We start from the raw sequence: 24,676 nt of genomic DNA on the forward strand, positions 1-24,676 counted from the left end.
CTTGTCGCCGGTGCCTAGTTCACATGCGGACTGACGATGCCGAGCGGCAGGGCGGTGACGTTCTTGACGCCGCGCGTGACGATGTGGCTTTCGCAGTCCGAGACGATGCCCAGTGCCAGCAGTTTCTCGCGCAGGAATTTGTCGAAGGCGTGCATGTCGGAGGTCACGATCCTCAGCACATAGTCCTCGCGCCCGGTGATGGTGGCGCACTGCACCACCTCGGGCCAGTCGGCGACCGCCGCCTCGAAAATTTCCAGGTTCTGGGTCGAGGGCAGGTTCAGCTTGACGATGGCATAGACCTCGAAGTCGAGGCCCAGCTTTTCGGCATCCAGCAGGGTCACCCGCTTGCGGATATAGCCGGTATCCTCCAGTCTCTTGATGCGCCGCCAGCAGGGCGAGGCCGACAGGCCCACCTTTTCGGCCACGTCGGCAACCGAAAGCCCGGCATCGTGTTGCAGGATGTCGAGGATGCGGGCGTCGATGGCGTCCAGTTCGTCGGCCAATGCATTTCTCCTGATCTTGTTTCGGCGCAATAAAATACCTTGATTAGGCGGAATGCAAGGTCGGATTTGAGCGAGCAATGAAAGATCGCCCGTGCTAGATCGCTGGGTGAGGAAACGCTGACGGATCAACGGACGGCAACCACGATGAAAAAGAACACCAAGCCCCTGTCCCTGCGGGTGCCGGAGCCTTCCGGTCGTCCGGGTGACACCCCCGACTTCAGCCACCTGAAACTGGACGCCGCCGGCGCCGTCGCCCGGCCCGACGCCCTGGCCGATCCGCACGAGATGCGCGACATGGCCTTTCAGCTGGTGCGGGTGCTGGATGATGACGGCAAGGCGGTCGGTCCGTGGGATCCCAAGCTCGACCCCGAGACGCTGCGCAACGGCCTGAAGGCCATGATCCTGACGCGCGCCTTCGACGACCGGATGCACCGCGCCCACCGTCAGGGCAAGACCAGCTTCTATATGAAGTGCACGGGCGAAGAGGCCATCGCCGTGGCCCAGGGCATGATCCTGCCGCGCGAGGACATGGGCTTTCCCACCTATCGACAGCAGGGCCTGTTGATCGCGCGAGGTTATCCGCTGGTCGACATGATGAACCAGATCTATTCGAACGCCTCGGACCCCATCAAGGGCCGTCAGCTGCCGATCATGTACTCCAGCCGCGACTATGGCTTCTTCACCATCTCGGGCAATCTGGGCACCCAGGTGCCGCAGGCCGTCGGCTGGGCCATGGCCTCGGCCTACAAGGGCGACGACAAGCTGGCGATCAGCTGGATCGGCGATGGCGCGACGGCCGAGGGCGACTTCCACAATGCCCTGACGTTTGCGGCTGTTTACCGCGCGCCGGTGATCCTCAACATCGTCAACAACCAGTGGGCCATCAGCTCCTTCCAGGGCATCGCCGGGGGGCTGGAGACCACCTTTGCCTCCAAGGCGATCGGCTATGGCCTGCCGGCGCTGCGGGTCGACGGCAATGACTTCCTGGCCGTCTGGGCAGCGACCCAGTGGGCCGAGGAGCGCGCCCGCGCCAACAAGGGCGCCACGGTCATCGAGCTGTTCACCTATCGCGGGGCGCCGCACTCGACCTCGGACGATCCCAGCCGCTATCGCCCCGGCGATGAGCACGAGAAATGGCCGCTGGGCGATCCGATCGCGCGCCTGAAACAGCATCTGATCGCACTCGGCGAATGGTCGGACGAACAGCAGGAGGCGGCCGAGAAAGACGCCGTCGAACAGGTCCGCGCGGCGGGCAAGGAGTCCGAGGCCATCGGCACGCTCGGCCAGTCGCGACCCAGTGTGAAGACCATGTTCGAGGATGTGTTCGCCACCGAGGACTGGCGTCTGGTCGAACAGCGTCGCGAAGTGGGGGTCTGACGATGAGCGAGAAAACCTTCACCGAAGCCGACCGCACCGACGCCCTTGAGCCGGACGGCGACACCGTGGGCTCGCCCGCGCCGAAGACCGATGCGCGCGCGGCCGTCCAGCCGATGAACATGATCCAGGCGCTGAACTCGGCGCTCGACGCCAAGATGGCCGAGGACCCGAATGTGCTCTCGTTCGGCGAGGACGCGGGCTATTTCGGCGGCGTCTTCCGCGTCACCGACAAGCTGCAGGAAAAGCACGGCCTGACGCGCAGCTTCGACGCCCCGATCAGCGAATGCGGCATCGTCGCCGCCGCCATCGGCATGGGGGCCTATGGCCTCAGGCCCGTCGTCGAGATCCAGTTCGCCGACTACATCTATCCGGCCTATGACCAGATCGTCTCGGAGGCAGCCAAGCTGCGCTATCGCTCGGCCGGCATGTTCACCAGCCCGATCACGGTGCGCTCGCCCTATGGCGGCGGCATCTTCGGCGGCCAGACCCACAGCCAGAGCCCCGAAAGCCTGTTCACCCACATCGCCGGCCTGAAGGTCGTGGTGCCCAGCAACCCCTATGACGCCAAGGGTTTGCTGACCGCCTGTATCGAGGACGACGATCCGACCATCTTCTTCGAGCCGAAACGTCTCTACAACGGCCCGTTCGACGGCTGGCACGAAAAGCCGGTCTCGCCCTGGAAGGCCCAGGAGCTGGCCCAGGTCCCGGCCGAAAAATACACCGTGCCGCTGGGCAAGGCGCGGATCATGAAGGAAGGCGCCGACGTCACCATCCTGGCCTGGGGCACCATGGTCTGGGTGTCGCTGGCCGGGGCCGAGCACGCGGGCGTCGACGCCGAGGTGATCGACCTGCGCTCGCTGGTGCCGCTGGACATCGAGGCCATCGAGGCCAGCGTCAAGAAGACTGGCCGCTGCGTCATTGTGCACGAAGCGCCGAAAACCTCCGGATACGGAGCAGAACTGTCGGCTCTGGTGCAGGAGCGCTGTTTCTATCACCTTGAGGCGCCGATTGCGCGGGTCTGCGGCTGGGACACCCCCTATCCGCACGCCTTTGAGTGGGAATATTTCCCCGGCCCCGAACGGGTGGCCGAGGCCCTGAAATCGACCATGAACGGAGGGCGCTGAGCATGGGACGCTATGTGTTCAAACTGCCCGACGTGGGCGAAGGCACGGCCGAGGCGGAACTGGTCGGCTGGCACGTCAAGGTCGGCGACCGCGTCGAGGAGGACCAGATCCTCGCCGACATCATGACCGACAAGGCGACGGTCGAACTGACCTCGCCCGTCGCCGGCACGGTGACCGCCGCCCACGGCGAACCGGGCCAGCAGCTGGCGGTGGGCTCGCCGCTGGTGGAGTTCGAGGTCGAGGGCGCGGGGAATGCGGCGGCCTCTGACGGCGGTGCTGCCCCCTCCGTCTCCGCGCAAGAGCGCGGAGCCACCTCCCCACACAGTGGAGAGGTGAAGGCAGACCAGAGCTCACCTCCCCACGCTGGTGGGGAGGGGGACCGCGGAGCGGTGGAGGGGGCGGCGCAACCGCCTCCCTCCGGCGCCAACTACGTATTCAAACTGCCCGACGTCGGCGAGGGCACGGCCGAGGCCGAGCTGGCCGGCTGGCACGTCAAGGTCGGGGACGCGGTCGAGGAAGACCAGATCATCGCCGACATCATGACCGACAAGGCGACCGTCGAACTGACCAGCCCGGTCGCCGGCACAGTGGTGGCCCTGCACGGCGAACCGGGCCAGCAACTGGCTGTGGGTGGGCCGCTGGTCAGCTTTGCGGTTGAGGGCAAGGGTAATGTGGCGGCGTCGGTGCCTGCTTCCGCCCCCTCCACCGCTTCGCGGTCCCCCTCCCCCGTGAAGGACGGGGGAAGATCGAAATCCGTCGCCTCAGCTCCTCCCCCGCGTGCGGGGGAGGGGGACCCCGCGAAGCGGGGTGGAGGGGGCGAGGTTACCCGCACCCTGTCCGCGCGGGGCGAACGCCCGCTGGCCTCGCCCGCCGTGCGCCAGCGGGCCCGCGATCTGGGGGTCGAGCTGCAGTTCGTGCCTGGCTCCGGCCCGGCCGGGCGCATCGAGCATGGCGATCTCGACGCTTACGTCGCTTCGGGCAGCCGTGGATCGTCCGCCTCCGGATCATCGGCCTCGACCTATGCCCGGGCCGAGGGCACGACCGAGACCCGCATCATCGGCCTGCGCCGCAAGATCGCGGAGAAGATGGCCGAGAGCGTGCGTCGCATCCCGCACATCACCTATGTCGAGGAAATCGACATGACGGCGGTCGAGGAGCTGCGGGCGCATCTGAATACGACGCGCACCAAGGACCAGCCCAAGCTGAACGTCCTCCCCTTCATCGCCCGCGCGATCGTTGTGGCCCTGCGCGACCAGCCGACCATCAACAGCCACTATGACGACGAGGGCGGGGTGCTGACGACGCACAACGCCGTCCACCTGGGCATCGCGGCCCAGACCCCGAACGGCCTGATGGTCCCCGTCGTCCGCCACGCCGAGGCGCGCGATCCGTACGACACGGCGCTGGAGATCGCCCGCGTCTCGGGCGCGGCCAAGGACGGCTCGGCCAAACGCGACGAACTGTCGGGCTCGACCATCACCATCACCTCTCTGGGCACGCTGGGCGGGGTGGTCCACACCCCGATCATCAACCACCCCGAGGTCGCCATCGTCGGCCCCAACAAGATCGCCGAACGCGTGGTGGTCAAGGACGGGCAGATGGTCGTGCGCAAGATGATGAACCTGTCCTCCAGCTTCGATCACCGCATCGTCGACGGCCATGACGCGGCGGTGTTCGTGCAGCGCATCAAGGGGTTGCTGGAGCACCCGGCGACGCTGTGGATGGGGTGAGGGTATGAGAAAGCTCTGCAGCGCCGCCATTGTCGCGCTTACGATTGTGTCGATCGCGTCACCCGCTCTCGCTTGTCGTCGCCCTAAGGACTGGGTGCCGCCGACCCCAGAGCAGGTGGAAGAGGGCTTCCAGCAAAGCTTGTTGACTGAATCGACCGAGATCTACGTGGCCGAAGTGATTGCGATTGACCCCGCTGATTCAATCGTTCCCTTCGTAAGATTCCAACCGATCGAATGGTTTCGCCGCACCGAGGCGGAAACCTTCGAAACAGACGGCGACTTGGTGATCAATACCTGCGGCACTCTGATCAATTCGGGGTGGTACCAAGGCATGGGTGTTGGGGATCGGGTTCTCGTGTTCATCGGCTCTCCCTTTGACACGCCGAGGGTCCAGCACGTGGAGCCGCTCACAACTCCGCGCGCCAATGCTGTCATCGAAACCATCCGCGCTGAGGCCCAATGACCCAAACCCTCAAAACCAAAGTCCTCATCATCGGTGCCGGCACCGGCGGCTATGTGGCGGGGATCCGCTGTGGCCAGCTGGGCCTCGACACCATTCTGGTGGATGGCGGCGACGGCCTTGGCGGCACCTGCCTGAACGTCGGCTGTATTCCGTCCAAGGCGATCATCCATGCGGCCTCGAAATTCGAGACGGTGGCCAAGGCTGCAGATGGCGGGACGCTGGGCATTACGGCGTCGAAGCCGGCCATTGACCTGAAGGCCACCATGGCCTGGAAGGACGGCATTGTCCGTAAGCTGAACGGCGGGGTCGCGGCCCTGCTGAAGAAGGCCAAGGTCAAGGTCGTCAACGGCTGGGCCCAGTTCTCGGACGCCAAGACCTGCACGGTGAAGACCGCTGACGGCGACATCACCATTTCGGCCGAGCACGTGATCCTGGCCACGGGCTCCGAGCCGGTCGAACTGCCCTTCCTGCCGTTCGGCGGCGATGTGATTTCCTCGACCGAGGCGCTGGCGCTGGACAAGGTGCCGAACAGGCTGGTCGTGGTGGGCGGCGGCTATATCGGGCTGGAGCTGGGCATTGCCTATCGCAAGCTGGGGGCCGAGGTCGCCATCGTCGAAATGGCCGACCGCCTGCTGCCGCTCTATGACAAGGCGCTCACCGATCCGGTCGCCAAATGGCTCGAAAAGCACGGCGTCGAGCTGCATCTGGGCGCGAAGGCGGGCAGCTTTGAAAAGGGCGCGCTGAACGTCACCGACAAGGACGGCAAGGCGCTGCAGCTCAAGGCCGACAAGGTGCTGGTCACCGTCGGTCGCCGCCCCCGCACCAAGGGCTGGGGTCTGGAGAATATGGGCGTGGCCATGGCCGGGCCGTTCGTGAAGATCGACGACCGCTGCGCCACCAGCATGAAGAACGTCTGGGCCGTCGGCGATCTGACCGGCGAACCCATGCTGGCCCACAAGGGCTCGGCCCAGGGCGAGGTGGTCGCGGAAATCATCGCGGGCCATGACAAGCGGTTTGATCCGGTGACCATTGCGGCGGTGTGCTTCACCGAGCCTGAAATCGTCTCGGCGGGGCTGGGGCCGCAGGATGTCGCGGGCCGTGACGATGTGATCACCGCCATCTTCCCCTTCATGGCCATCGGCCGTGCGCTGGCGCTGGAGGCCGGTGACGACGGCGGGTTCGTGCGGGTGCTGGCGTCAAAGACGGATCACCGCATCCTCGGCATTCAGGCCGTCGGCCAGCATGTGTCGGAGCTGTCGAACAGCTTTGCCCAGATGCTGGAAATGGGCGCGGTGCTGGAGGATGTGGCCGGGACCATCCACGTGCACCCGACCATGGGCGAAGCCTTCCACGAGGCGTCCTTGCGCGCGCTGGGCCACGCGATTCACATCTAGGCGGCGAGTGCGCCTTCGGACCGCACGGCGTCCCGGTCGAAGCAGGCGTCGAATGTGAAGACCGATCCTTCGCCGGGTATGGAGCGCACGGTGATGTCGCCCCCCATCAGCCGCGCCAGCCTGTGGCAGATGCTGAGTCCCAGCCCAGTGCCCCCAAAGCGGCGGGTGGAGGAGTCATCAACCTGGGCAAAGGGCTGGAACAACCGCTCCAGATCGTCCGGCCTGATCCCGATGCCGCTGTCGCTGACAGCCACCTGAAGACGGCTGCGACCGCCGCCGGCGTCGCGGGCGGTGACGGTCAGGCCCACGGTTCCGCGCTCTGTAAACTTGATCGCATTGCCCAGCAGGTTGTGGGTGATCTGACAAAGCCGAAGCGGATCGACCACCAGATGGGACGGAAGGTCGCCTGCGGTGTCGAGGGCAAAAGCCAGTCCGCGGGCCTCGGCCTGGGCGCCGAAGGGCCCGATCATCTGCTGTATCAGGTCCTGCGTCGGGTAGATCTGAAGCCGAAGCTCCATCTGCTCTGCCTCAATCTTGGTCATGTCGAGAATATCGTTGAGCAGCCCCATCAGGCTGTCGCCTGAATTGCGGATGATTCCGACCATTTCCGTCTGCTTGTCGTTCAGGCCTGACATTTGCAGGATCTGTGCAGCGCCCAATACGCCGTTCATCGGGGTGCGCAGTTCGTGGGATACCACACCCAGAAAGTTCGACTTGGCGGCATTGGCCGCATCGGCGCGATCGCGGGCGGCGGCAAGGTCCGTGATCAGCACGGCCTGTGCGGCGTTGATCGCCTCCAGTTCCGCGTCTTTCATCTGGGTCACGGCGACCTTGATCATCAGGGCGAGGCCGATCACGGGTACAATGGACAGTCCCAGCAGGAAGGCCGACGTGCCCCACAGGGCTGCCAGCAGATAGGCGGTGACGGCTGTGTAGGGCAGGGACACCAGCAGGGCCTCATGCGGGGCCGCACGCATCTGGGTGAACACCAGCACATAGCCCGCGAACAGCAGGGCAACAGCAACCGTCACACCATAGGCTCCTCCGTGCAGGGCGGCGATAAGCGGCGCCGCAGCCCAGGCGATGCAGGAAAGGGTCGCCGTAACCAGCTTCAGTCTCGCGTGGAGGCGTGCATCCTGCAGGTTTACCCGGGTTTCGACGATGGTGCGGGCGATGCCGGAAAGGGTTGCGACCAGATACCAGGCCAGGGCGATCCGCCATGATGTCACGGCCGAAAGCGGAAGGGCCCAGCTGGCGATCAGCCAGTAGCGCAGATGCCCTGCCGCGATCAGGCGGTGAAGCAGGGGTGGGGGTACAGGGGACGCAGTATCAGGCATTGGGACGCTCCGTGGCCCAGTTTATGCCTCATTCTTCCTAAGCGAGCATGAATCAGGAGCGCAATCGAGTAGCCCTCCATTACGGCACTTTCACTTGAGTGGAGCGAGGGCATGACGCATCGTTGGAGCAACCCCAGATGGAGGATACCCCATGCGACTTTCCCTGATGATGGCGACCGTGGTGGCCGGCGTGGCCCTGGCCGGTGCCGCGAATGCCCAGGACCCCCACGCCGGTCATGAGGCTGCCCCGGCTCAGGACGGCCAGTACAGCGCCTCGCTGACGCGGATGATCACCGCGACCGCCGACGGCGAATGTCCGGCCGACCTGATGGCCGCGGAACTGCTGACCGCCTGCAATGAACAGGTCGACCAGATCGGCCCGGCCCTGCAGTCGCTGGGCCCGATCAGCGACATGGCCTTCGTCAGCGCCGAGGGCGAAGGCACCGAGCGCGTCGAGACCTATGAAGTCTTCTTCGAAAGTGGTCCGATGCTGACCTGGGGCATCGGCGGCTATACCGACGGCAAGTTCACCGTGGCCTTCGTCAGCGGCTGAGGCCGGACCTTGAAAGGAGGCCGGCCGTGACGACCGGCCCCGATCCTTGTATCAGTCGGGACGTTGCGCCGCGTCCTTCTGCGGCGAGACGCGGATAGGCACCATTCGACCGGCGCCGACCCGCTCCGATACCGACCCGGACGAGACTATCCCCGTTTGAGGTCGGGCGGGGTGGCCTCATCCGTCAGGATACGGATGGCTTCCTCGATCGAGACGATCTCCTGGCCTTGTGAGCCGAGACGGCGGATGGCGACCTTGCCCTCCTCGGCCTCATTCTTGCCGACTACGGCGATCACCGGGACCTTGGCGACGGAGTGCTCGCGCACCTTGTAGCCGACCTTCTCGTTGCGGAGATCGGTCTCGACACGCAGGCCGGCGGCCTTGAACTTCTCGGCCACCTGCTTCGCATAGTCGTCGGCGTCCGAGACGATGGTGGCAACCACGATCTGGACCGGCGCCAGCCAGAGCGGGAAGGCCCCGGCATAGTTCTCGATCATGATGCCGATGAACCGCTCGAACGAGCCCAGAATGGCCCGGTGCAGCATGACGGGCCGGTGCTTGGCGCCGTCCTCTCCGACATATTCCGCACCCAGACGTTCGGGCAGGACATAGTCCAGCTGGATGGTTCCGCAGGTCCATTCGCGACCGATGGCATCCTTGACGACAAAGTCCAGCTTGGGGGCATAGAAGGCCCCGTCGCCCTCGGTCACGACGGGCTCGGTCCCGGCCGCGCGGGCGGCTTCGGCCATCTGGGCCTCGGCCTTGTCCCAGAATTCATCCGTACCCGCACGAACCTCGGGCCGGGTGCCGAGGCTGATATAGGCGGTTTCCATGCCGAGGTCGGCGTGAACGCTGCGCGCCAGGTCGATGAAGCGCGAGGTCTCCTCGACGATCTGGTCCTCGCGGCAGAAGATGTGGGCATCGTCCTGGACGAAGCCGCGCACCCGCATCAGGCCGTGCAGGGCGCCGGACGGCTCATAGCGGTGGCAGGCGCCGAACTCGGCCATGCGCAGGGGCAGTTCACGATAGGACCGCAGGCCCTGATCAAAGATCTGCACGTGCCCCGGGCAGTTCATCGGCTTGAGGCTGAGCTCCTCGCCCTCGACCGTTTCGCAGACAAACATGTTCGGGCGATATTTGTCCCAGTGGCCCGAGGCTTCCCAGAATTTGCGGTCCAGCACCTGGGGCGTCTTGACCTCGACATAGCCGGCGGCGTTCAGGCGGCGGCGCATATAGGCCTCGATCACCTGCCACAGCACCCAGCCCTTGGGGTGCCAGAAGACCATGCCGCGGCCCTCTTCCTGCATGTGGAAGAGCTCCATGGCGCGGCCCAGCTTGCGGTGGTCGCGCTTCTCCGCCTCTTCCAGCCGCTTGAGGTGGGCGTCCAGATCCTCTTTCGAAGCCCAGGCCGTCGCATAGATGCGCTGCAGCTGCGGATTGCGGTGGTCGCCGCGCCAATAGGCCCCGGCCAGCTTGGTCAGCTTGAAGGCCTTGCCCACGAATTTGGTCGAGGGGAAGTGCGGCCCCCGGCACAGGTCCAGCCACTTGCCCGTGCGATAGACGGTGATGACCTCGTTTTCCGGCAGGTCGCGGATCAACTCGGCCTTGAAGCGCTCACCGATGCTGTCGAAATAGATGATGGCCTCGTCGCGATCCCAGACCTCGCGGACCAGCTTCTCGTCGCGGTCGACGATCTCGCCCATGCGCTTTTCAATCGCGGCAAAGTCGTCGGTCGAGAACGGCTCTTCCCGATGAAAATCATAATAGAAGCCGTCGTCGATCGCCGGACCGATGGTCACCTGGGTGCCGGGGAACAGCTCCTGCACCGCCTGGGCCAGCACATGGGCGGCGTCGTGGCGGATGGTTTCCAGCGCTGCCGGATCATCCCGCATCAGCAGGCGGAAATCGCCGCCAGTCTCGATCGGGCGATCGAGGTCGCGCTGCTCGCCATTGATCTCGGCCAGGGCAGCCTTCTTGGCCAGCGAGGGCGAGATGGAGGCGGCCACCTGCCGGCCTGTCGTCGAGGACGGAAACTGGCGGACGGCACCGTCGGGGAATTTCAGGTCGATCATGGGTCTGTCTTCGTTGTCTGGATCGCGGGAGGGGAGGGCTCCCGCGCCGGAACCGGGTCATAGCCCGAGCTTCCGAAAGGATGGCATTTGCAAAGGCGTCGAACGGTCAACCATCCGCCCCGCACCGGCCCGTGAGTGATCAGGGCGTCGCGGGCATAGTCCGAACAGGTTGGCAAAAACCGGCAGGACTGCCCGATCAGGGGCGACAGGGTCAGCTTGTAGCCACGATGGGCCGCGCGGACGCCGCGTTCATAGAGGGTTTCGCCGGATGCCATGTCGCCGCGCTTATCCCCCGCATCGCCCGCCCGGGCAAGCACCGCGGGCGAGCTCGGGGAGTGCCGGGCGGATCAGGCCGCTCCGGCGCGGCGAGTTCGCTCGGCCTCGGGGATGTCGCGGGTCGCCAAGGACGTCGCCAACGCCATCTCGACGGCATCGACCAGCGCCCCCATGGCCACCTGGGTTGAGGCATGGCGCTGGGGATAGTCGGCGACGGGCTTGAGCACGCGCAGGCCCTCGAAGCGGCCCTCCGGACCCTCGCCGCCGGTCTTCAGCATGTCTGTCAGGGCTGTTGCAGCGGTGGTGATCTCATCAGCTGTAGCGCCGATGACGGCCTCGCCGATCACGCCAGCGGCGGCCTGTCCGAGGGCGCAGGCCTTGATGTCCTGGGCGAAGTCGGTGATCCGGCCCTGATCGTCCAGGGTCACATCGACGATGGCGCGCGAGCCGCACAGCCGGGCCACGCGCTCACCGGTACCGTCGGCACGGGCCAGCCGTCCGGCGTGGGGCAGGTTGGCCGCCAGACCCAGAATCCGGGCGCTGTAGAGGTCGTCGATCATGGACGAAACATAGGCGCGACCCGCGGCCTGCGAAAGACGCTATTGCAGGGACTGCCAGGTGCGGCCGCTGTCGGCGGTGACCGGGCCGGCCGCGCGCTCGCGGATCCAGGCCAGATTCCGGTCGGCGACCTGGGGTGGCAGTTCGCGGCGCAGGATGGTTTCGGCCTCGCCCAGATTGCCGGACAGGCCCAGCACCAGCGCCAGATTTTGCTTCACCTGAAGGCCAGCCTGGGGCTGGACTGCCGCGCGCCGCAGCAGGGCTTCGGCCCCGGGCAGATCGCCGGAGGTCAGGCGCACCATGGCCATGTTCGACAGGATGGAGGGGTTGTCGGGCGACAGGCGCAGGCCCTCGGTCCAGGCGACCTGGGCATCCGCCTCGCGCCGCACCTGCTGATAGGCCACGCCCAGCAGCGACCACGGACGCCAGTCACCGGGCAACAGGTCGCGGGCCCGTTCGAGGGCCGCGATGCCATAGAAGGCCTGACCCCGGGCGATGTGGGCGCGGCCCAGCTCGATCATGGCCTCGGCGTTGTCGGGCTGGACCACCAGCACCTTGTCGGCGGCCTGAACCGCCTGATCGAACTGGCCCAGTTCGCGCAGGGCCTGGGCCAGCCGCACCCCGGCCACCGGATCGGCGGGGTTGATCTCGGACTCCTGCTGCCAGAACAGCGAGCGGCTGAGCGGGTCCATCCGGTCATAGGTGGCACGCGTCTCGGCCGAGGCGGGCTGGCGGTCCTGCGCCAAAGCCACAGAAGGCAGGGCGAGGGCGGCGAGGGTGGCGATCAGCAGAAGTGGGCGCGACATGGGACGATCCCGGGGATAGAGTTTCGGTCACCGTCAGGGTGGGCCGCTTCGGTCAATCCTTCGTTAACCCCACAGAGACCGTGGAGAGTCCATGTCCCGCCGCCTGCCCGTTCTGGTCGCCGCCGATGCCGAAGAGGCAAAATCGGCCCGCCCCGTACGTCTGATTGCCGCGGACGAAGCGCTGGACGGTCGGGCCGGCGCCTGGGCTTCCGCCAATGGTTTCAAGGGGCAGAGGGGGCGGCTGTTGCTGTGCCCGGATGATGCGGGAGAGATTGCCGAGGCGCTGTTCGGCATCGGCAAGGCCTTTGAGCCCATGGCCCTGCGGGCCCTCGCCGACCGCCTGCCGGGCGGAGTCTGGCGGCTGGACGGGGTGCCGGACGGTCAGGCTGACCTCGCGGCGTTGGCCTTCTGCCTCGGCAGCTATGCCTTTGACCGGTACACTGCGGTCGGGACCGAGCCTCCCGCCCGGCTGGTCGTGGCCGACACTGTGGACGTCGACCGGGTGCTCGATCTGGCGCGCAGCTGCGATCTGGTCCGGGAGATGGTGGATACCCCCGCCGCCGACATGGGTCCGCTGCAGATCGAGACGATGGCGCGCGAGATCGCCGAAGAGTCGGGCGCCACGATCAGCGTGATCACCGGCGATGCCCTGCTCGACGCCAACTATCCGGCCGTGCACGCCGTCGGCCGTGCGGCGGTGCCGGCGCGGGCCCCCCGTATGATCGAGATCCACTGGAATACGGACCGGTCTGACCTGCCGTTGCTGGCGATCGTCGGCAAGGGGGTGGTGTTCGACACCGGCGGGCTGAACCTCAAGGCTGGGGTCGGCATGCGCAATATGAAGAAAGACATGGGTGGGGCCGCCCATGCGCTGGGGCTGGCCCGGCAGGTGATGCGGGCCGGTCTCGCGGTACGGCTGGTGGTGCTGGTGCCCGCCGTCGAGAACGCCGTCTCGGGCGATGCCTTTCGCCCGGGCGATATCCTGTCCAGCCGCAAGGGCCTGACCATCGAGATCGGCAATACCGATGCCGAGGGGCGGCTGATCCTGGCCGATGCCCTGGCCCGCGCCGGAGAGCTGGAGCCCGATCTGACGCTGGACTTTGCCACCCTGACCGGCGCGGCCCGCATAGCGCTGGGGCCGGACCTGCCACCGCTCTATACGGACGACGAAGCGCTGGCCGCTGATCTGCTGGCCGCCTCGGCCCGGGTGCAGGACCCCGTGTGGCGGATGCCCCTGTGGGCGCCCTATGCGGATGCGCTGGACAGCGACATCGCCGACCTCAGGAATGACTCCGCCGCCTGGGCCCAGGCCGGGTCGGTGACGGCGGCCCTGTTCCTGAAGAATTTCGCGCCGGAGACCGGGGCCTGGGCTCATATGGACATCTTCGCCTGGAACCCGCGCGGGCGCGCCGGCTGGCCGCAGGGCGGCGAAGTCCAGGCGATGCGCGCCGCCTTCGAGATGCTGGAGGCACGTTATCCCGGCTGAATCGGGGCGGCGTTAACGCGACCTTCGCCTTGTCGGTGCAGGGTGGCGCGGAATCCGGACCCACCCGCCGCCGCATGTGATGATCGACGTCGAACCCCGCGCCCTGCTGATGCGACCCGACCTTGCCGAGGCGGCACTGGAAGGGATTGTGTCCGCGCGCGCCTATCGTCCGACCGAGGCGTTCCAGACGGCGGGGCCGGTCGCGGATGTCCACGATGATGACGGCAACCGCATTTCCCAGCTGCTGTTCGGCGAGGCGTTCGACAGCCTGCTCATCGAGCAGGGCCGCCACTGGGGCCGCTGCCGCCGCGACGGAGTCGTGGGCTGGGTTGATGCGGGCGCGGTCCATCACGGTGTGATGGTCCCCACCCACAGGGTGACGGGCCCCGGGGGCGTGCTGCCCCTCAATGCTCTGGTCGATCCTTCACAAGACGCGGGCGGCGATGTGGCCTTGATGCCATTGGGCCAGTTCGAAGACGATCTGGCCACGGTGGCCGAGAGACTGGTGGGCCTGCCTCATGCGCTCGGCGGCCGCTCGGAACAGGGCATGGATTGCGCGGCCATGGTTCAGGCGTGCCTGATCGCCTGTGGTCGGGCGGGCCCCCGCTACACCGACGGCCAGGCCGAGCTGGGCCGGACCGTCGCCGCTGATGATCTGCGGCGCGGCGATCTGGTGCTGTGGCTCCATCCGACCGGCGGCCCCGGCTGGACGGGTCACTCGGCGATCGCGATGGATGCGGACACTGTGATGCACGCTTCTGGCCGGGCGGGCGAAGTCTGTCGCCAGCCTCTGGCAGAAGTCGACGCGAATCAGCGCGCCGAGGGTTTCGACGCGCCGATCTTCAGACGACTGTAGAGAAGGCGATCAGCCGCCGGTGGGCGCGCTGTCCGAGGCCGGAGGCGCGGCGTCCGTCTCTTCGATGACGGGTTGGCCGGCAGCACCATCGATCGGGGCGGCCGCTTCGCCTTCGCCCGCTTCACCGGCTTCGCCTGCAGCAGCACCGGGCTGGCGCGCGGGGTCCGGAGCCGGAACCGCATAGCCGCTCGAGCCCTGGCTCATCAGCCAGGCGATCAGGTTCACGCGGGTCTCGGTGTCGCGCAGACCGGCGAACGACATCTTGGTGCCCGAGACATAGCGGGCCGGGGCGGTGATGAACTGGTCCATGGCATCGAGCGACCAGGTCGGGTCCTCGGCCTTGTGGGCGATCATGGCGTCCGAATAGGCAAAGCCGGCGTGACCGGCGACGGCGCGACCGATGACACCGTACAGATTCGGGCCGATGCCGTTGGCGCCGCCGGCATTGATCGTGTGGCAGGCCTGGCAGCGCGCAAACGCGGCTTCACCGGCGGCGAGGTCGGCCACGGGAATCAGCGTGCCCCAATCGGGCGGCAGCGCCGCCTCGGCCCCACCCTCGGCCCCGCCTTCGGGGACTTCGACCGCATAGCCCATCTTCTCGGGGGCCTTCGTCTCATAGACGAAGCCCGAGGCCTGCTGGACAACCAGAATCGTGAAGACCGTCGCCAGGCCCGCACCAAAAATCTTGTTCCACTCGAGGTTGCCGCTCATCCGGTCGTCAGTCCCGTATCTGAAGGGCCCGCGTCGTCAGCCGGTGGCAGGGTCGCAGGCATTGTTTCGCGGACGCGTCTCTGACACGGTAATGCGGCCTTCGCAACTGTCCGGTTGGGTTTGACGCCCGGCTGCGACCAAAGACCCCGCTGACCGAGCCCCGATGAACCCCCTGATCCTGATTCCGGCCCGCATGGCCGCCACCCGCCTGCCCGGAAAGCCGCTGGCCGACATTGGCGGCCTGCCCATGATCGTCCGGGCCAGCCGTCAGGCCCGGGCCTCGGGTCTGGCGGTTGCGGTGGCGGCGGGGGATTCCGAAATCGTCGAGGCCGTCGAGGCAGATGGTGGCCGGGCTGTGCTGACCGATCCGGCCCTGCCCTCGGGATCGGACCGTATCCGGGCGGCGCTGCAGGCTCTGGATCCGGAGGGCCGACACGACGTGGTCGTCAATCTGCAGGGCGACATGCCCTTCGCCGACCCCGGCATTTCGGCGCTCTGCATCGACCTGCTGGCCCGACATCCGGAGTGCGATATCGCGACCCTGGTGGCACCCGAGTCGGGACCGGACGACCGGACCAATCCCGATGTGGTCAAGGCGGTGCTGGCGATGGCGCCGGAAGGGACCGAGGGCCGCGCCCTCTATTTCACCCGCTCCACCCTGTATGGCGACGGCCCCGTCTGGCGGCATGTGGGCCTGTACGGCTATCGCCGGGCCGCGCTGGAGGCCTTCTGTGCCGCCCCGCCCTCGCCGCTGGAGCGCCGCGAGAAGCTGGAACAGCTGCGGGCGATGGAAATGGGGCTGGGTATCCATGCGGCGGTGATCGCCGACGCCCCCCTTTCGATCGACAACTCCGGCGACCTGGCCGAGGCGCGCCTGCGGGCGGGACGCGGCTGACGGGCCGTCAGACCCTGTCATTTGCGCGTTATCTGAAAACGGTGCAGCGTCGCGGTTCAATCATAGGAAATACCTTCATGAACAGAATTTTCGCTGCCGCGGCCGGCGCCGTCGGTCTTGCTGCCCTCGCGCTCGTCCCCACCGCCGCCCAGGCGCAGGATCCGACAGGTGCGGCCATGGTCGACTACCTGTTCGAGCAGGTCGAGAACGAGTTCGGCTTTTCCAGTACGGCCTCACAGGCCGGCCGCCAGTCCGCCGGCAATGTCCAGACCGTGACCTTCAATCTGAGCGCGGGAGGCACCTATGTCCTGATCGGCGCCTGTGACGAGAACTGTTCCGACCTCGATATGATCGTGCGCGACTCCTCGGGCAATGAAGTGGGCCGCGATGAAGAGCCGGACGATGTACCGATGGTGATCGTGGATGGCGCCCGGGGCGGCCGCTATACCGTCGACGTCGGCATGGTCACCTGCCAGGGCAGCTGCAACTGGGGTGTGCGCGCCTACAGCGCCGACTGAGTCAGGCCTCGCCGTCCGCCCACGCTCTGAGCAGGGTGTGGGCGATGGCGAAAGGGAAGGGCGCCACGATATCCGGGTGGCGTCCGTCCAGCACGGCCCGGGCTTCGGCCCGGGTCAGCCAGGCGACGGCCTCCAGTTCGGTCAGGTCCGGCTGGGCCCTGTCGTCGGTGACCTCGGCGATCAGACCGAGCATCAGTTGGTGCGGAAACGGCCAGGGCTGGCTGGCCAGATAGCGAACGCGGGTGACCGTCAGCCCGGCCTCTTCCTTCACCTCGCGCGCGCAGGCCTCCTCAAGGCTTTCGCCGGGCTCCATGAAACCCGCCAGGGCCGACATCCGCCCGGCGGGCCAGGCGGCCTGGCGGCCCAACAGGCAGATCGGCTCGGACCCGCCCGAAAAGACCGGCAGCATGATGCAGACCGGGTCGACGCGGGGGTAGTGCTCGACCGCGCAGGTGGCGCAGGTGCGGCGCCATCCGCCCGAGGCGACCTGCGTCTCCTGTCCGCAGCCGGGGCAAAAGCGATTACGCCCATGCCAGTCGAACAGGCCCTTGGCCGCCCCCGCCATGGCCAGATCGCCCATCGGCAGACGGGCGGCCGCCGCCCGCATATCGGGCTGGTCGCCGGGCCCCATCAGCGTCTCAAGCTCAGCGGCCCGGGCCTCGGGGACCGAAGAGGCAAAGACGGGCGCCTCCTTCCAGAATCCCAGAAAGACCGGTTCGACGTTCGACAGGGGCAGAAGGCGCGACAGGGGCGCCCAGGCCAGCCGGTCCTGACCGTCGACGGCTTCAAGGCGGGGTCGTCCCTCGATCATCGCCAGCGACAGGGCGGCGGGATCGGCCGTACGCGCGGCCATCCAGTCGGGGTCATTGCGGCTGTCGCCCCCCCGGTCGAGCGGCGAGGCGGAAAAGGCGGTGACGACGGGCGCGGACATGGCGCCTTCCATAGCGCTGGCCGCCGCGATCCGTAAGGCATCTTGATCTCGCGAAGCTGAACGCGCATATCGGGGGTGGAGATCGCGGGCGAAGGCTTCGCCAACCTGGTCAGGGCCGGAAGGCAGCAGCCACAACGAATTCCCCTTCGGGTCGCGGTCTCCACCTTTTCCCCCTCAGCAAAACCGTCATCCGGCCTCGCCCGGGATCGCGTCACGGGCTATGACAAGCCCATGAGCGACATGGACCCGATTCCGCCGTGGGAAGACGACGACACGCAGGGCGCGGAGTCGGTCGAGCGCGATCCTGACACCGATGACATGTTCGGTGCCCCGGCGGCGCCGGAGCCTGCGCCGGAACCCGAACTCGCGCCGCTGCCCGAGCCTGCGCCTGTCCCGGTCAAGGACGCGCCCTCGGCGGCCTATCAGGTGCTGGCCCGCAAATATCGGCCGACGACCTTCGAGGACCTGATCGGTCAGGAGGCTATGGTCCGCACCCTGACGCATGCTTTCGAGACCGGCCGCATCGCCCACGCCTTCATGCTGACCGGCGTACGCGGGGTGGGCAAGACGACCACGGCCCGCCTGCTGGCCCGGGCCCTCAACAATCAGGCCCCCGGAATCGACAAGCCGTCGCTGGCCCTGACGCCCAACGGTCAGCATGACGCTGCGATCATGGCCGGCCAGCACATGGACGTCATGGAGATGGACGCCGCCAGCCACACCGGCGTGGGCGACATCCGCGAGATTCTGGACAGTGTCCGCTATGGCCCGGTCGAGGCGCGCTACAAGGTCTATGTGCTGGACGAGGTGCACATGCTCTCGAACCAGGCTTTCAACGCCCTGCTGAAGACGCTGGAAGAGCCGCCGCCCCACGCCAAATTCATCTTTGCCACCACCGAGATCCGCAAGGTTCCGGTGACGATTCTCAGCCGCTGCCAGCGGTTTGACCTGAGGCGGGTGGAGCCCGAAATCCTGATCGATCACCTGGGCCGGGTGGCCCAGCAGGAGGGCATGGCGATCGAGCGCGATGCCCTGGCGTTGATCTCGCGCGCGGCCGAAGGATCGGTGCGTGATGGCCTGTCGCTGCTGGATCAGGCGCTGGTCCAGGGTGGCGAGGGTGAAGCGGTCAAGGCCGAGGTTGTCCGGGACATGCTGGGCCTCGCCGACCGCACCCGGACCATCGCCCTGTTCGAAACCCTCATGGGCGGCCGCACGCCCGAGGCGCTGGAGATGTTCCGCGACCTGTATGGCTATGGCGCCGATCCGGTGCAGATCATGGGCGACCTGCTGGAGCACTGCCATGCGGCCTCGGTCGCCAAGATGCTGGGGCCCGAGGCGACCCGCCTGCCCGGCGATCAGGCGCGGGTGCTCGCGGCGCTGGGTGCGGGTATCTCGGCCGGAACGCTCGCCCGGGTCTGGCAGATGCTGCTGCGCGCGCTGGAGGAGACCCGCCGCGCCCCCAACCCCGCCGATGCCGTGGAAATGGCCCTGATCCGTCTGGCCTATGCCGCCGATCTGCCGGGGCCGGAAGAGGCGCTGAAGGCCCTGAAGTCGGGCGAAGGCACAGGCGGCGGCGGTCCCGCGCCGCGCGGCGGCGGGTCCGGAGGCGGTGGTGGCGGCGCGCAGGCGACCATGGCCCAGCCGCGCGTCGCGGCCGAACCCGCCCTGCCGGACCCCCAGACGTTCGAGGCCATGGTTGCCCTGATCGATGAGAAGCGCGAGATCGCGCTGAAGCTGGATATAGAACGCTATGTCCGGCCCGTCGCCTTTCGCCCCGGGGCGCTGACGTTTGAACCCGCCCAAGGCACGCCGCCCGATCTGGCGCGCAAGCTGGCCAGCCGGCTGAAGGACTGGACCGGCCGCACTTGGCTGGTCGCTGCCAATGGTCAGGGCGGCGGCGAGACCCTGATCGAACAGGAACGCAAGGCCCGCGAACAGACCCGAGCCGAGGTCGAGGCCGACCCCTTCATCCGCTCGGTGCTGGAGGCCTTCCCCGGTGCCAAGCTGGGCGAAATCCGCGACATGGCGCCTGCGGTCTCCCTGCCCGCCATACCGGACGACCCGGATGAGGATGGCGAACCCGACCCCGATACCTGACGGAACCTGTCAGCGCGGGCCATGAACATCTCTCGGGCACTGCACCGGAACAGACCCCTGTCGGAACGGCCCGCTTCATCCTAGATAGGGGTCATGAAAGACCTGACCCAATTGATGCAACAGGCCCAGGCGATGCAGCAAAAGCTGCAGGACGCCCAGGCGAAGATGGCTGAAACCACCGCTGAGGGCACCTCGGGCGGGGGGCTGGTGACCGTCAGCCTGAAGGGCCCCGGAGACGTCACCCGCGTCCAGATCGACGACAGCCTGATGGTGGCCGGTGAACAGGACATCCTGGCCGACCTGATCGTCGCCGCCCATGCGGATGCCAAGCGCAAGCTGGACGAGGCCAATTCCGTGCTGATGCGCGAGGCCGCGGGCCCCATGGCCGGGATGAATATCCCCGGCATGCCCAAGCTGTTCTGATCCGCCGGTGGCCGCGTCTGCCGGACCCGAGATCGAGCGGCTGATCGGTCTGCTGTCGAAACTGCCCGGGCTGGGGCCGCGCTCGGCCCGGCGCGCGGCGCTGGCCCTGCTGAAGCGGCGCGAGCAACTGCTGCTGCCGCTGGCGGCCTCGCTGGCCGAGACGGCGGACAAGGTGAAATCCTGCTCGATCTGCGGCGCGCCCGACACCCGCGACCCCTGCACCCTGTGCGCTGACCCCGCGCGGGATGCGGGCCTGATCTGCGTGGTCGAGGAGGCCGGCGCCCTGTGGGCCATGGAGCGCTCGGGCGCGTTCCGGGGGCGGTATCACATGCTGGGCGGCCTGTTGTCGGCGCTGGACGGCGTGGGCCCCGAGTCGCTGCGGCTCGGTGAACTGGTGGCGCGCGTCGGCGAAGGCGGCGTGCGCGAAGTGGTGCTGGCCCTGCCGGCCACGGTCGATGGCCAGACGACCGCCCACTATATCGCCGAACGGCTGGCGAATGCCGGGGTCAGCGTGACCTCTCTGGCGCGCGGCGTGCCGGTCGGCGGCGACCTCGACTGGCTGGACGACGGCACCATCATCCAGGCCATGCGTGCAAGACGGCCGACGTAGGGGCTGAGCCCTCCCCACACACCTCTCCGCTTCCCCGGCGCAGGCCGGGGCCCAGAGAAACAGGCAGACGGCTTGCATCCCCTTATGGACCCCGACCTTCGTCGGGAAAACGGATGCCCGCAGAGTCGCCCCCTCCGTCTCGCCGCTTCGCGGCGCGCCACCTCCCCCATGAGGGGGAGGAGATGAAAGATGCGCCGCCGTCGCCCCCCGCACCCCCTCGCTGTGGTCTTCGTGGCTTTTCTTCGCTGTGTTCTCTGTGATGAACCTGGACCGGCGGCCCCTCGCGCCCCACGTGCCTTTCCCCTCTTCCTGACTCAGGTTAGGAACGGAGCATGAACGCTTCCCTCATTGCCTTTGTCGCCGCTTCGGTGGTCGCTGTCATCGCCCTGGCCTGGGCCCTGATGGAGCGCCGCCGGGCCGCGACCGCAGAAACCCGGAACTGGGAGCTGCGTGAGCGGCATGCCGAGACCGAGGCCCGGATGCGGCTGTTCGAGGATCAGGCGGCGGCCAATGCCGAATTCCTCCGCGTCCAGGCTGCGCAGTCGGCCGGGGCCGTGGCCGAGGAGCTGCTGAAGCGCACCGATGAGACCTTCCGCAATCGCGAACTGATGGCCCGCGAGCGGATGGAGGCCCAGCTGAAGCCCGTGGCCGACACCCTGGCTAAATTCCAGGAGCATGTGACGGCGCTGGAGAAGACCCGCTCGGAGGAGACCGGCGGGCTGAAGGAACAGCTGGCGGCGCTGATGACGGCGTCGTCGGCCACGCGGGATGAGGCGCGCAAGCTGACCGAGGCCCTGCGCGGTAACACCGGGCGGCGGGGGCGCTGGGGCGAGCAGACCTGCCGCAATGTGCTGGAGGCCGCCGGCATGGCGGGCCGGTTCGATTTCGAGGAGCAGACCTCGAATGCCGATGAGGCCGGCCGCCAGCAACGGCCGGACTTTGTCGTGCGCCTGCCCGGTGGTGGCATGTTCGTGATCGACGCCAAGGTGCCGCTGGCCTTTGCCGATCAGGGCGAGGGCGATGAGGAGCAGCGCCAGCAGGCGGCGTCGCTGCGCACCGCCGCCAGTATGAAGACCCATATGCGGCAGCTGGCGTCGAAGGCCTATCAGGACCAGTTCCAGCCCAGTCCCGACTTCGTCGCCATGTTCGTGCCGGGCGATGCTTTTCTGGCGGCGGCACTGGATCATGAGCCCGAGCTGATGACCCAGGCCATGGCCTCGCGCGTGGTCATTGTCACGCCCACCACATTGTTCGCCCTGTGCAAGGCGGTGGCCTATGGCTGGCGCGCCGAGGAGCAGTCGAGGAATGCCGAGGACGTCGCCCGACTGGGCAAGGAGCTCTACAAGCGGCTGTCGGTCATGGGCGGGCATGCGGCCGCCGTCGGCCGTGCCCTCGACACCGCCGTGGGCAAGTACAACCAGTTCGTCGGCTCACTCGAAAGCCAGGTCATGGTGTCGGCGCGCCGGTTCGAGGATCTGCACGTCGATCATGAGGGCAAGGAGCTGCCGGACCTTTCGCCGGTCGAGGCCTCGCCCCGGGCGCTCAGTCGTCCGGAACTGCTGAAAGCCCCGGAATCCGGCGAATAGACGTCATCCCTTTCCTTTTTGACAAGGGTGCTTGACTTGTGCGGCGCGTGATGTAAAACACCCTTGTCAAACAGACAGGGACAGTTGTCATGCCTTCGCCCAAGCCTCCTCGCATCGCGCGCAACCCCGCGCTTCGGTATGCCGCCGTGATGGCGACCTGCATGGTGTTCGGCGGCATCGTCGGCACGGCGGCGGCGATCATGGGCTCGCTGGGGGCCGTGCCCGTGGCCGTGATGGCGTTCGTGATCGCCCTGGGCATGGCGGGGGTGATCTGGATGTGCGCCTGGTGGTGGCGCGGTCTCGATGAAGCCGCCCGCGAAGCCCATAAATGGGCCTGGTGGTGGGGCTCGACCTTTGGCCTGGCGATAGGGGGCATCGTCCTCTTGACCGGCATGGTGGTCATCGATGCGGAGCAGGCGCAGACGGCGTTCGCGGCCTACGACCCTGTCGACCTGATTCAGGGCGGAGCTGTCGCAGTCCTGCTTCTTCAGACCATCGGCTATGCCTTCGCCTGGGCGGCCTGGTGGCTGCGGCACCGGTGAGGGCATCATGAACAATCGTCTCAAGGTGCTGCGCGCCGAGCGCAACTGGAGCCAGGCCGAACTGGCCGACCGGCTGGGGGTCTCCCGCCAGACCGTCAATGCGCTGGAAACCGGTCGTTACGACCCCTCGCTGCCGCTGGCCTTCAGGATCGCCCGCGTCTTTGAACAACCCATTGAATCCATCTTTCTGGAGGACTGATCCATGACGTCCGATGAACGCACGCTCCACCCGGCTCTCAAGATCGGTGGACTGGTCCTGCTGGCCCTCATCGGGGCCGCGGTCGGAGCCGCAACGGCCCGCTTTATCGATGCCGCGGCCCTGCCCGCCGACGACGCGCTGAACCTGTTCATCGGCGTGGTGCTGATCGGTATGGGCGTGGTAATGGGCGGCATCCTTGCCTTGCGTCCCACTGAGGTCCCGAAGGGCTGCGGCCTGCTGCAGATTCTGGTGCTGACCCTGGCCGGGATCGTCCTGATCGTGCCGATCTACGGGTCGAACTGGCTGTCGGCCGAGGTCTCCATGGCCATCGTCCTCGGCCTCCTGGCCATCCAGACCGTCGCCAATGTGATGATGTTCCGCCAGGCCGACGAGATGTTGCGGCGGGTGATGGTCGAGACGGGCGCGCTGGCCTTCTGGGTCCTGCAACTGGCGCTGTTCGTCTATGCCGCCTCGGAACGGCTGGGTCTTGTCGAGGGCATCACCGCCTGGGGCATGATCGGCATCATGATGGCCGTCTATATGGTCGCCTCGGCCGTGGCCGGCGCCCGGCGCGGACTGAAATAGCGCCCGAACTCTTCCTCCAACCCTTTTCGACTTCCCCTCCCGATCATGAAAGGATCGACCCATGACCACGCTTGAACACCTGAAGACCTCGACCCTCGCCTTTGGCCGCCGCCTGATGGGCACGGCCGCCGCGGCCGCGCTCGGCCTCGGTCTCGGCCTCGCCGTCATCGCCGGGGCGCCCGCTCCGGCCATGGCCCAGGACGCCGCGGCGCAGGCCGGCAAGCCTGCCCTGTGGGTGCTGCGCGATGCCGACTCGACCATCTATCTGTTCGGCACGGTGCACCTGCTGCGGCCCGAGACCGTCTGGAGCTCGCCGGTCGTCAATCAGGCCTTCGACAGCGCCGACCAGATCTGGTTCGAGATCGAGAACCCCGATGACCAGGCTGCGGCCATGCCGCTGATCCAGCGCTACGGCATTGACATGGAGACGCCGCTGTCCAGCCGCCTGAACGCCGAAGAACAGGGCCAGCTGAACACGGCGGCCGAGGCCATGGGGCTGACCGGTCCGGCATTCGAGCCCATGCGGCCGTGGCTGGCGGCCCTGACCCTGTCGATGGCCCCGCTGACCAAGGCCGGATACGATCCGGAATCGGGTGTCGAGCTGGTGCTGCGCGCCCGCGCTCTGGAAGCCGGCAAGCCGATCGACGGTCTGGAGACGATCGAGGAGCAGCTGCAGGTCCTGTCCGGCATGTCCGAGGATGCCCAGATGGCCTTCCTGCGCTCGGTGCTCAGCGACTATGAGAATGCCACCGTCGAGCTGGACCGTCTGGTCGACGCCTGGGCGGTCGGCGATGTCGAGACCCTGGAAGAGATCGGCGTCACCCAGATGCGGGCCGAGGGCGAGGAATTCTACCAGAACCTTCTGGTCAAGCGGAACGCCAACTGGGCCGGCCAGATCGACACCATGATGGACGGCGAGGGCGTGATCTTCATCGCCGTCGGTGCCGCCCACCTGGCCGGCGATGACAGTGTCCAGGCCCTGCTGGAGCAGCGCGGCTTTACGGTCGAACGCGTCCAGTAGGCCTGACGGGGCTTAGGTAAAAC

The 24,676-nt window shown here is 67.3% G+C and carries 26 protein-coding genes and 1 other RNA gene; 19 read left to right on the top strand and 8 right to left on the bottom strand.

Annotated features, from left to right (window positions below; translation table 11 throughout):
- Positions 1-14 precede the first annotated feature (14 nt).
- Complete coding sequence (locus tag B4K74_RS12980; protein WP_123288527.1) at positions 15-503, bottom strand: Lrp/AsnC family transcriptional regulator; 489 nt, start codon at positions 501-503, stop codon at positions 15-17.
- 144 nt (positions 504-647) lie between these two features.
- On the opposite strand from B4K74_RS12980, the gene B4K74_RS12985 reads away from it, so the two are divergent.
- The 5 genes from B4K74_RS12985 to lpdA all read left to right on the top strand — a co-directional run bounded on the left by B4K74_RS12985 (position 648) and on the right by lpdA (position 6,591).
- Positions 648-1,880: a 3-methyl-2-oxobutanoate dehydrogenase (2-methylpropanoyl-transferring) subunit alpha gene (locus B4K74_RS12985; RefSeq protein WP_286693293.1), complete on the top strand. Its 1,233-nt coding sequence runs from the start codon at positions 648-650 to the stop codon at positions 1,878-1,880.
- 113 nt (positions 1,881-1,993) lie between these two features.
- Positions 1,994-3,004, top strand: coding sequence for an alpha-ketoacid dehydrogenase subunit beta (locus tag B4K74_RS12990; protein ID WP_349677378.1), 1,011 nt, complete (start codon positions 1,994-1,996; stop codon positions 3,002-3,004).
- A gap of 2 nt (positions 3,005-3,006) precedes the next feature.
- Positions 3,007-4,734 carry a 2-oxo acid dehydrogenase subunit E2 gene (locus B4K74_RS12995; RefSeq protein WP_286693295.1) on the top strand — a complete coding sequence of 576 codons (1,728 nt, stop codon included), beginning with the start codon at positions 3,007-3,009 and terminating at the stop codon, positions 4,732-4,734.
- 4 nt (positions 4,735-4,738) lie between these two features.
- Positions 4,739-5,197, top strand: a complete 459-nt coding sequence (locus B4K74_RS13000) for a hypothetical protein (RefSeq protein WP_286693296.1) — start codon at positions 4,739-4,741, stop codon at positions 5,195-5,197.
- On the top strand, positions 5,194-6,591 hold the full coding sequence (gene lpdA, locus B4K74_RS13005) for a dihydrolipoyl dehydrogenase (RefSeq protein WP_286693297.1): 1,398 nt from the start codon (positions 5,194-5,196) through the stop codon (positions 6,589-6,591). The genes B4K74_RS13000 and lpdA overlap by 4 nt, the downstream gene beginning before the upstream one ends.
- On the opposite strand, the gene B4K74_RS13010 is transcribed toward lpdA, so the two are convergent.
- Entirely contained in the window at positions 6,588-7,928 is a 1,341-nt protein-coding gene (locus B4K74_RS13010; protein WP_286693298.1) for a sensor histidine kinase, read from the bottom strand. The two genes, lpdA and B4K74_RS13010, sit on opposite strands and share 4 nt — an antisense overlap.
- Before the next feature lie 151 nt (positions 7,929-8,079).
- Here B4K74_RS13010 and B4K74_RS13015 point away from each other — a divergent pair, with 151 nt between their 5' ends.
- Positions 8,080-8,481 (top strand): hypothetical protein, encoded by a 402-nt coding sequence (locus tag B4K74_RS13015; RefSeq protein WP_286693299.1) that lies wholly within the window; start codon positions 8,080-8,082, stop codon positions 8,479-8,481.
- A 146-nt stretch (positions 8,482-8,627) separates the two neighbouring features.
- Here the strand turns inward: B4K74_RS13015 and thrS are convergent, their stop codons facing one another.
- The 4 genes from thrS to B4K74_RS13035 form a co-directional block, all read right to left on the bottom strand.
- Complete coding sequence (gene thrS, locus B4K74_RS13020; protein WP_286693300.1) at positions 8,628-10,553, bottom strand: threonine--tRNA ligase; 1,926 nt, start codon at positions 10,551-10,553, stop codon at positions 8,628-8,630.
- On the bottom strand, positions 10,550-10,828 hold the full coding sequence (gene yidD, locus B4K74_RS13025) for a membrane protein insertion efficiency factor YidD (RefSeq protein WP_123288572.1): 279 nt from the start codon (positions 10,826-10,828) through the stop codon (positions 10,550-10,552). Before yidD ends, thrS begins: the two co-directional genes overlap by 4 nt.
- A gap of 72 nt (positions 10,829-10,900) precedes the next feature.
- The gene (locus B4K74_RS13030) at positions 10,901-11,389 is read right to left on the bottom strand and encodes an iron-sulfur cluster assembly scaffold protein (RefSeq protein WP_286693301.1); all 489 of its coding nucleotides are present in this window, start codon (positions 11,387-11,389) and stop codon (positions 10,901-10,903) included.
- Positions 11,390-11,428: 39 nt separating this feature from the next.
- Positions 11,429-12,193: a tetratricopeptide repeat protein gene (locus tag B4K74_RS13035; protein WP_286693302.1), complete on the bottom strand. Its 765-nt coding sequence runs from the start codon at positions 12,191-12,193 to the stop codon at positions 11,429-11,431.
- A 91-nt stretch (positions 12,194-12,284) separates the two neighbouring features.
- Between B4K74_RS13035 and B4K74_RS13040 the strand changes: the two genes are divergently transcribed.
- Both B4K74_RS13040 and B4K74_RS13045 read left to right on the top strand, forming a co-directional pair.
- Positions 12,285-13,679, top strand: a complete 1,395-nt coding sequence (locus B4K74_RS13040; protein ID WP_286693303.1) for a leucyl aminopeptidase family protein — start codon at positions 12,285-12,287, stop codon at positions 13,677-13,679.
- A gap of 79 nt (positions 13,680-13,758) precedes the next feature.
- On the top strand, positions 13,759-14,535 hold the full coding sequence (locus B4K74_RS13045; RefSeq protein ID WP_286693304.1) for an NlpC/P60 family protein: 777 nt from the start codon (positions 13,759-13,761) through the stop codon (positions 14,533-14,535).
- Between the two features lie 9 nt (positions 14,536-14,544).
- On the opposite strand, the gene B4K74_RS13050 is transcribed toward B4K74_RS13045, so the two are convergent.
- Positions 14,545-15,246, bottom strand: a complete 702-nt coding sequence (locus B4K74_RS13050) for a c-type cytochrome (RefSeq protein ID WP_286693305.1) — start codon at positions 15,244-15,246, stop codon at positions 14,545-14,547.
- A 163-nt stretch (positions 15,247-15,409) separates the two neighbouring features.
- Between B4K74_RS13050 and B4K74_RS13055 the strand changes: the two genes are divergently transcribed.
- Positions 15,410-16,141 (top strand): 3-deoxy-manno-octulosonate cytidylyltransferase, encoded by a 732-nt coding sequence (locus B4K74_RS13055; RefSeq protein ID WP_286693306.1) that lies wholly within the window; start codon positions 15,410-15,412, stop codon positions 16,139-16,141.
- Between the two features lie 77 nt (positions 16,142-16,218).
- Positions 16,219-16,659: a hypothetical protein gene (locus B4K74_RS13060; protein ID WP_286693307.1), complete on the top strand. Its 441-nt coding sequence runs from the start codon at positions 16,219-16,221 to the stop codon at positions 16,657-16,659.
- A 1-nt stretch (position 16,660) separates the two neighbouring features.
- Here the strand turns inward: B4K74_RS13060 and nudC are convergent, their stop codons facing one another.
- On the bottom strand, positions 16,661-17,590 hold the full coding sequence (gene nudC, locus B4K74_RS13065; protein ID WP_286693308.1) for an NAD(+) diphosphatase: 930 nt from the start codon (positions 17,588-17,590) through the stop codon (positions 16,661-16,663).
- Positions 17,591-17,663: 73 nt separating this feature from the next.
- Between nudC and ffs the strand changes: the two genes are divergently transcribed.
- The 9 genes from ffs to B4K74_RS13110 all read left to right on the top strand — a co-directional run bounded on the left by ffs (position 17,664) and on the right by B4K74_RS13110 (position 24,653).
- An RNA gene (gene ffs / locus B4K74_RS13070) (signal recognition particle sRNA small type) lies at positions 17,664-17,759 on the top strand.
- A gap of 62 nt (positions 17,760-17,821) precedes the next feature.
- On the top strand, positions 17,822-19,687 hold the full coding sequence (locus B4K74_RS13075) for a DNA polymerase III subunit gamma/tau (RefSeq protein WP_286693309.1): 1,866 nt from the start codon (positions 17,822-17,824) through the stop codon (positions 19,685-19,687).
- Between the two features lie 93 nt (positions 19,688-19,780).
- Entirely contained in the window at positions 19,781-20,110 is a 330-nt protein-coding gene (locus tag B4K74_RS13080) for a YbaB/EbfC family nucleoid-associated protein (protein ID WP_286693310.1), read from the top strand.
- Between the two features lie 7 nt (positions 20,111-20,117).
- The gene (recR, locus tag B4K74_RS13085; protein ID WP_286693311.1) at positions 20,118-20,720 is read left to right on the top strand and encodes a recombination mediator RecR; all 603 of its coding nucleotides are present in this window, start codon (positions 20,118-20,120) and stop codon (positions 20,718-20,720) included.
- A gap of 332 nt (positions 20,721-21,052) precedes the next feature.
- Positions 21,053-22,306: a DNA recombination protein RmuC gene (rmuC, locus tag B4K74_RS13090; protein WP_286693312.1), complete on the top strand. Its 1,254-nt coding sequence runs from the start codon at positions 21,053-21,055 to the stop codon at positions 22,304-22,306.
- Positions 22,307-22,395: 89 nt separating this feature from the next.
- Complete coding sequence (locus B4K74_RS13095; protein WP_286693313.1) at positions 22,396-22,848, top strand: hypothetical protein; 453 nt, start codon at positions 22,396-22,398, stop codon at positions 22,846-22,848.
- Positions 22,849-22,855: 7 nt separating this feature from the next.
- Positions 22,856-23,047 (top strand): helix-turn-helix transcriptional regulator, encoded by a 192-nt coding sequence (locus B4K74_RS13100; RefSeq protein WP_123288508.1) that lies wholly within the window; start codon positions 22,856-22,858, stop codon positions 23,045-23,047.
- A 3-nt stretch (positions 23,048-23,050) separates the two neighbouring features.
- Positions 23,051-23,632 carry a hypothetical protein gene (locus tag B4K74_RS13105; RefSeq protein WP_286693314.1) on the top strand — a complete coding sequence of 194 codons (582 nt, stop codon included), beginning with the start codon at positions 23,051-23,053 and terminating at the stop codon, positions 23,630-23,632.
- Between the two features lie 61 nt (positions 23,633-23,693).
- Positions 23,694-24,653 carry a TraB/GumN family protein gene (locus B4K74_RS13110; RefSeq protein WP_286693315.1) on the top strand — a complete coding sequence of 320 codons (960 nt, stop codon included), beginning with the start codon at positions 23,694-23,696 and terminating at the stop codon, positions 24,651-24,653.
- Positions 24,654-24,676 lie beyond the last annotated feature (23 nt).

This window comes from Brevundimonas sp. UBA2503 (assembly GCF_002341485.1).
GTDB classification, from domain to species: domain Bacteria; phylum Pseudomonadota; class Alphaproteobacteria; order Caulobacterales; family Caulobacteraceae; genus Brevundimonas; species Brevundimonas halotolerans.

What these genes read in the sequence shown, in the direction of transcription:
- B4K74_RS12985 (WP_286693293.1), top strand. Translation starts at nt 648, where the DNA reads ATGAAAAAGAACACCAAGCCCCTGTCCCTGCGGGTGCCGGAGCCTTCC.
- B4K74_RS12990 (WP_349677378.1), top strand. Translation starts at nt 1,994, where the DNA reads ATGAACATGATCCAGGCGCTGAACTCGGCGCTCGACGCCAAGATGGCC.
- B4K74_RS12995 (WP_286693295.1), top strand. Translation starts at nt 3,007, where the DNA reads ATGGGACGCTATGTGTTCAAACTGCCCGACGTGGGCGAAGGCACGGCC.
- B4K74_RS13000 (WP_286693296.1), top strand. Translation starts at nt 4,739, where the DNA reads ATGAGAAAGCTCTGCAGCGCCGCCATTGTCGCGCTTACGATTGTGTCG.
- lpdA (WP_286693297.1), top strand. Translation starts at nt 5,194, where the DNA reads ATGACCCAAACCCTCAAAACCAAAGTCCTCATCATCGGTGCCGGCACC.
- B4K74_RS13010 (WP_286693298.1), bottom strand. Translation starts at nt 7,928, where the DNA reads ATGCCTGATACTGCGTCCCCTGTACCCCCACCCCTGCTTCACCGCCTG.
- B4K74_RS13015 (WP_286693299.1), top strand. Translation starts at nt 8,080, where the DNA reads ATGCGACTTTCCCTGATGATGGCGACCGTGGTGGCCGGCGTGGCCCTG.
- thrS (WP_286693300.1), bottom strand. Translation starts at nt 10,553, where the DNA reads ATGATCGACCTGAAATTCCCCGACGGTGCCGTCCGCCAGTTTCCGTCC.
- yidD (WP_123288572.1), bottom strand. Translation starts at nt 10,828, where the DNA reads ATGGCATCCGGCGAAACCCTCTATGAACGCGGCGTCCGCGCGGCCCAT.
- B4K74_RS13030 (WP_286693301.1), bottom strand. Translation starts at nt 11,389, where the DNA reads ATGATCGACGACCTCTACAGCGCCCGGATTCTGGGTCTGGCGGCCAAC.
- B4K74_RS13035 (WP_286693302.1), bottom strand. Translation starts at nt 12,193, where the DNA reads ATGTCGCGCCCACTTCTGCTGATCGCCACCCTCGCCGCCCTCGCCCTG.
- B4K74_RS13040 (WP_286693303.1), top strand. Translation starts at nt 12,285, where the DNA reads ATGTCCCGCCGCCTGCCCGTTCTGGTCGCCGCCGATGCCGAAGAGGCA.
- B4K74_RS13045 (WP_286693304.1), top strand. Translation starts at nt 13,759, where the DNA reads ATGATCGACGTCGAACCCCGCGCCCTGCTGATGCGACCCGACCTTGCC.
- B4K74_RS13050 (WP_286693305.1), bottom strand. Translation starts at nt 15,246, where the DNA reads ATGAGCGGCAACCTCGAGTGGAACAAGATTTTTGGTGCGGGCCTGGCG.
- B4K74_RS13055 (WP_286693306.1), top strand. Translation starts at nt 15,410, where the DNA reads ATGAACCCCCTGATCCTGATTCCGGCCCGCATGGCCGCCACCCGCCTG.
- B4K74_RS13060 (WP_286693307.1), top strand. Translation starts at nt 16,219, where the DNA reads ATGAACAGAATTTTCGCTGCCGCGGCCGGCGCCGTCGGTCTTGCTGCC.
- nudC (WP_286693308.1), bottom strand. Translation starts at nt 17,590, where the DNA reads ATGTCCGCGCCCGTCGTCACCGCCTTTTCCGCCTCGCCGCTCGACCGG.
- B4K74_RS13075 (WP_286693309.1), top strand. Translation starts at nt 17,822, where the DNA reads ATGAGCGACATGGACCCGATTCCGCCGTGGGAAGACGACGACACGCAG.
- B4K74_RS13080 (WP_286693310.1), top strand. Translation starts at nt 19,781, where the DNA reads ATGAAAGACCTGACCCAATTGATGCAACAGGCCCAGGCGATGCAGCAA.
- rmuC (WP_286693312.1), top strand. Translation starts at nt 21,053, where the DNA reads ATGAACGCTTCCCTCATTGCCTTTGTCGCCGCTTCGGTGGTCGCTGTC.
- B4K74_RS13095 (WP_286693313.1), top strand. Translation starts at nt 22,396, where the DNA reads ATGCCTTCGCCCAAGCCTCCTCGCATCGCGCGCAACCCCGCGCTTCGG.
- B4K74_RS13100 (WP_123288508.1), top strand. Translation starts at nt 22,856, where the DNA reads ATGAACAATCGTCTCAAGGTGCTGCGCGCCGAGCGCAACTGGAGCCAG.
- B4K74_RS13105 (WP_286693314.1), top strand. Translation starts at nt 23,051, where the DNA reads ATGACGTCCGATGAACGCACGCTCCACCCGGCTCTCAAGATCGGTGGA.
- B4K74_RS13110 (WP_286693315.1), top strand. Translation starts at nt 23,694, where the DNA reads ATGACCACGCTTGAACACCTGAAGACCTCGACCCTCGCCTTTGGCCGC.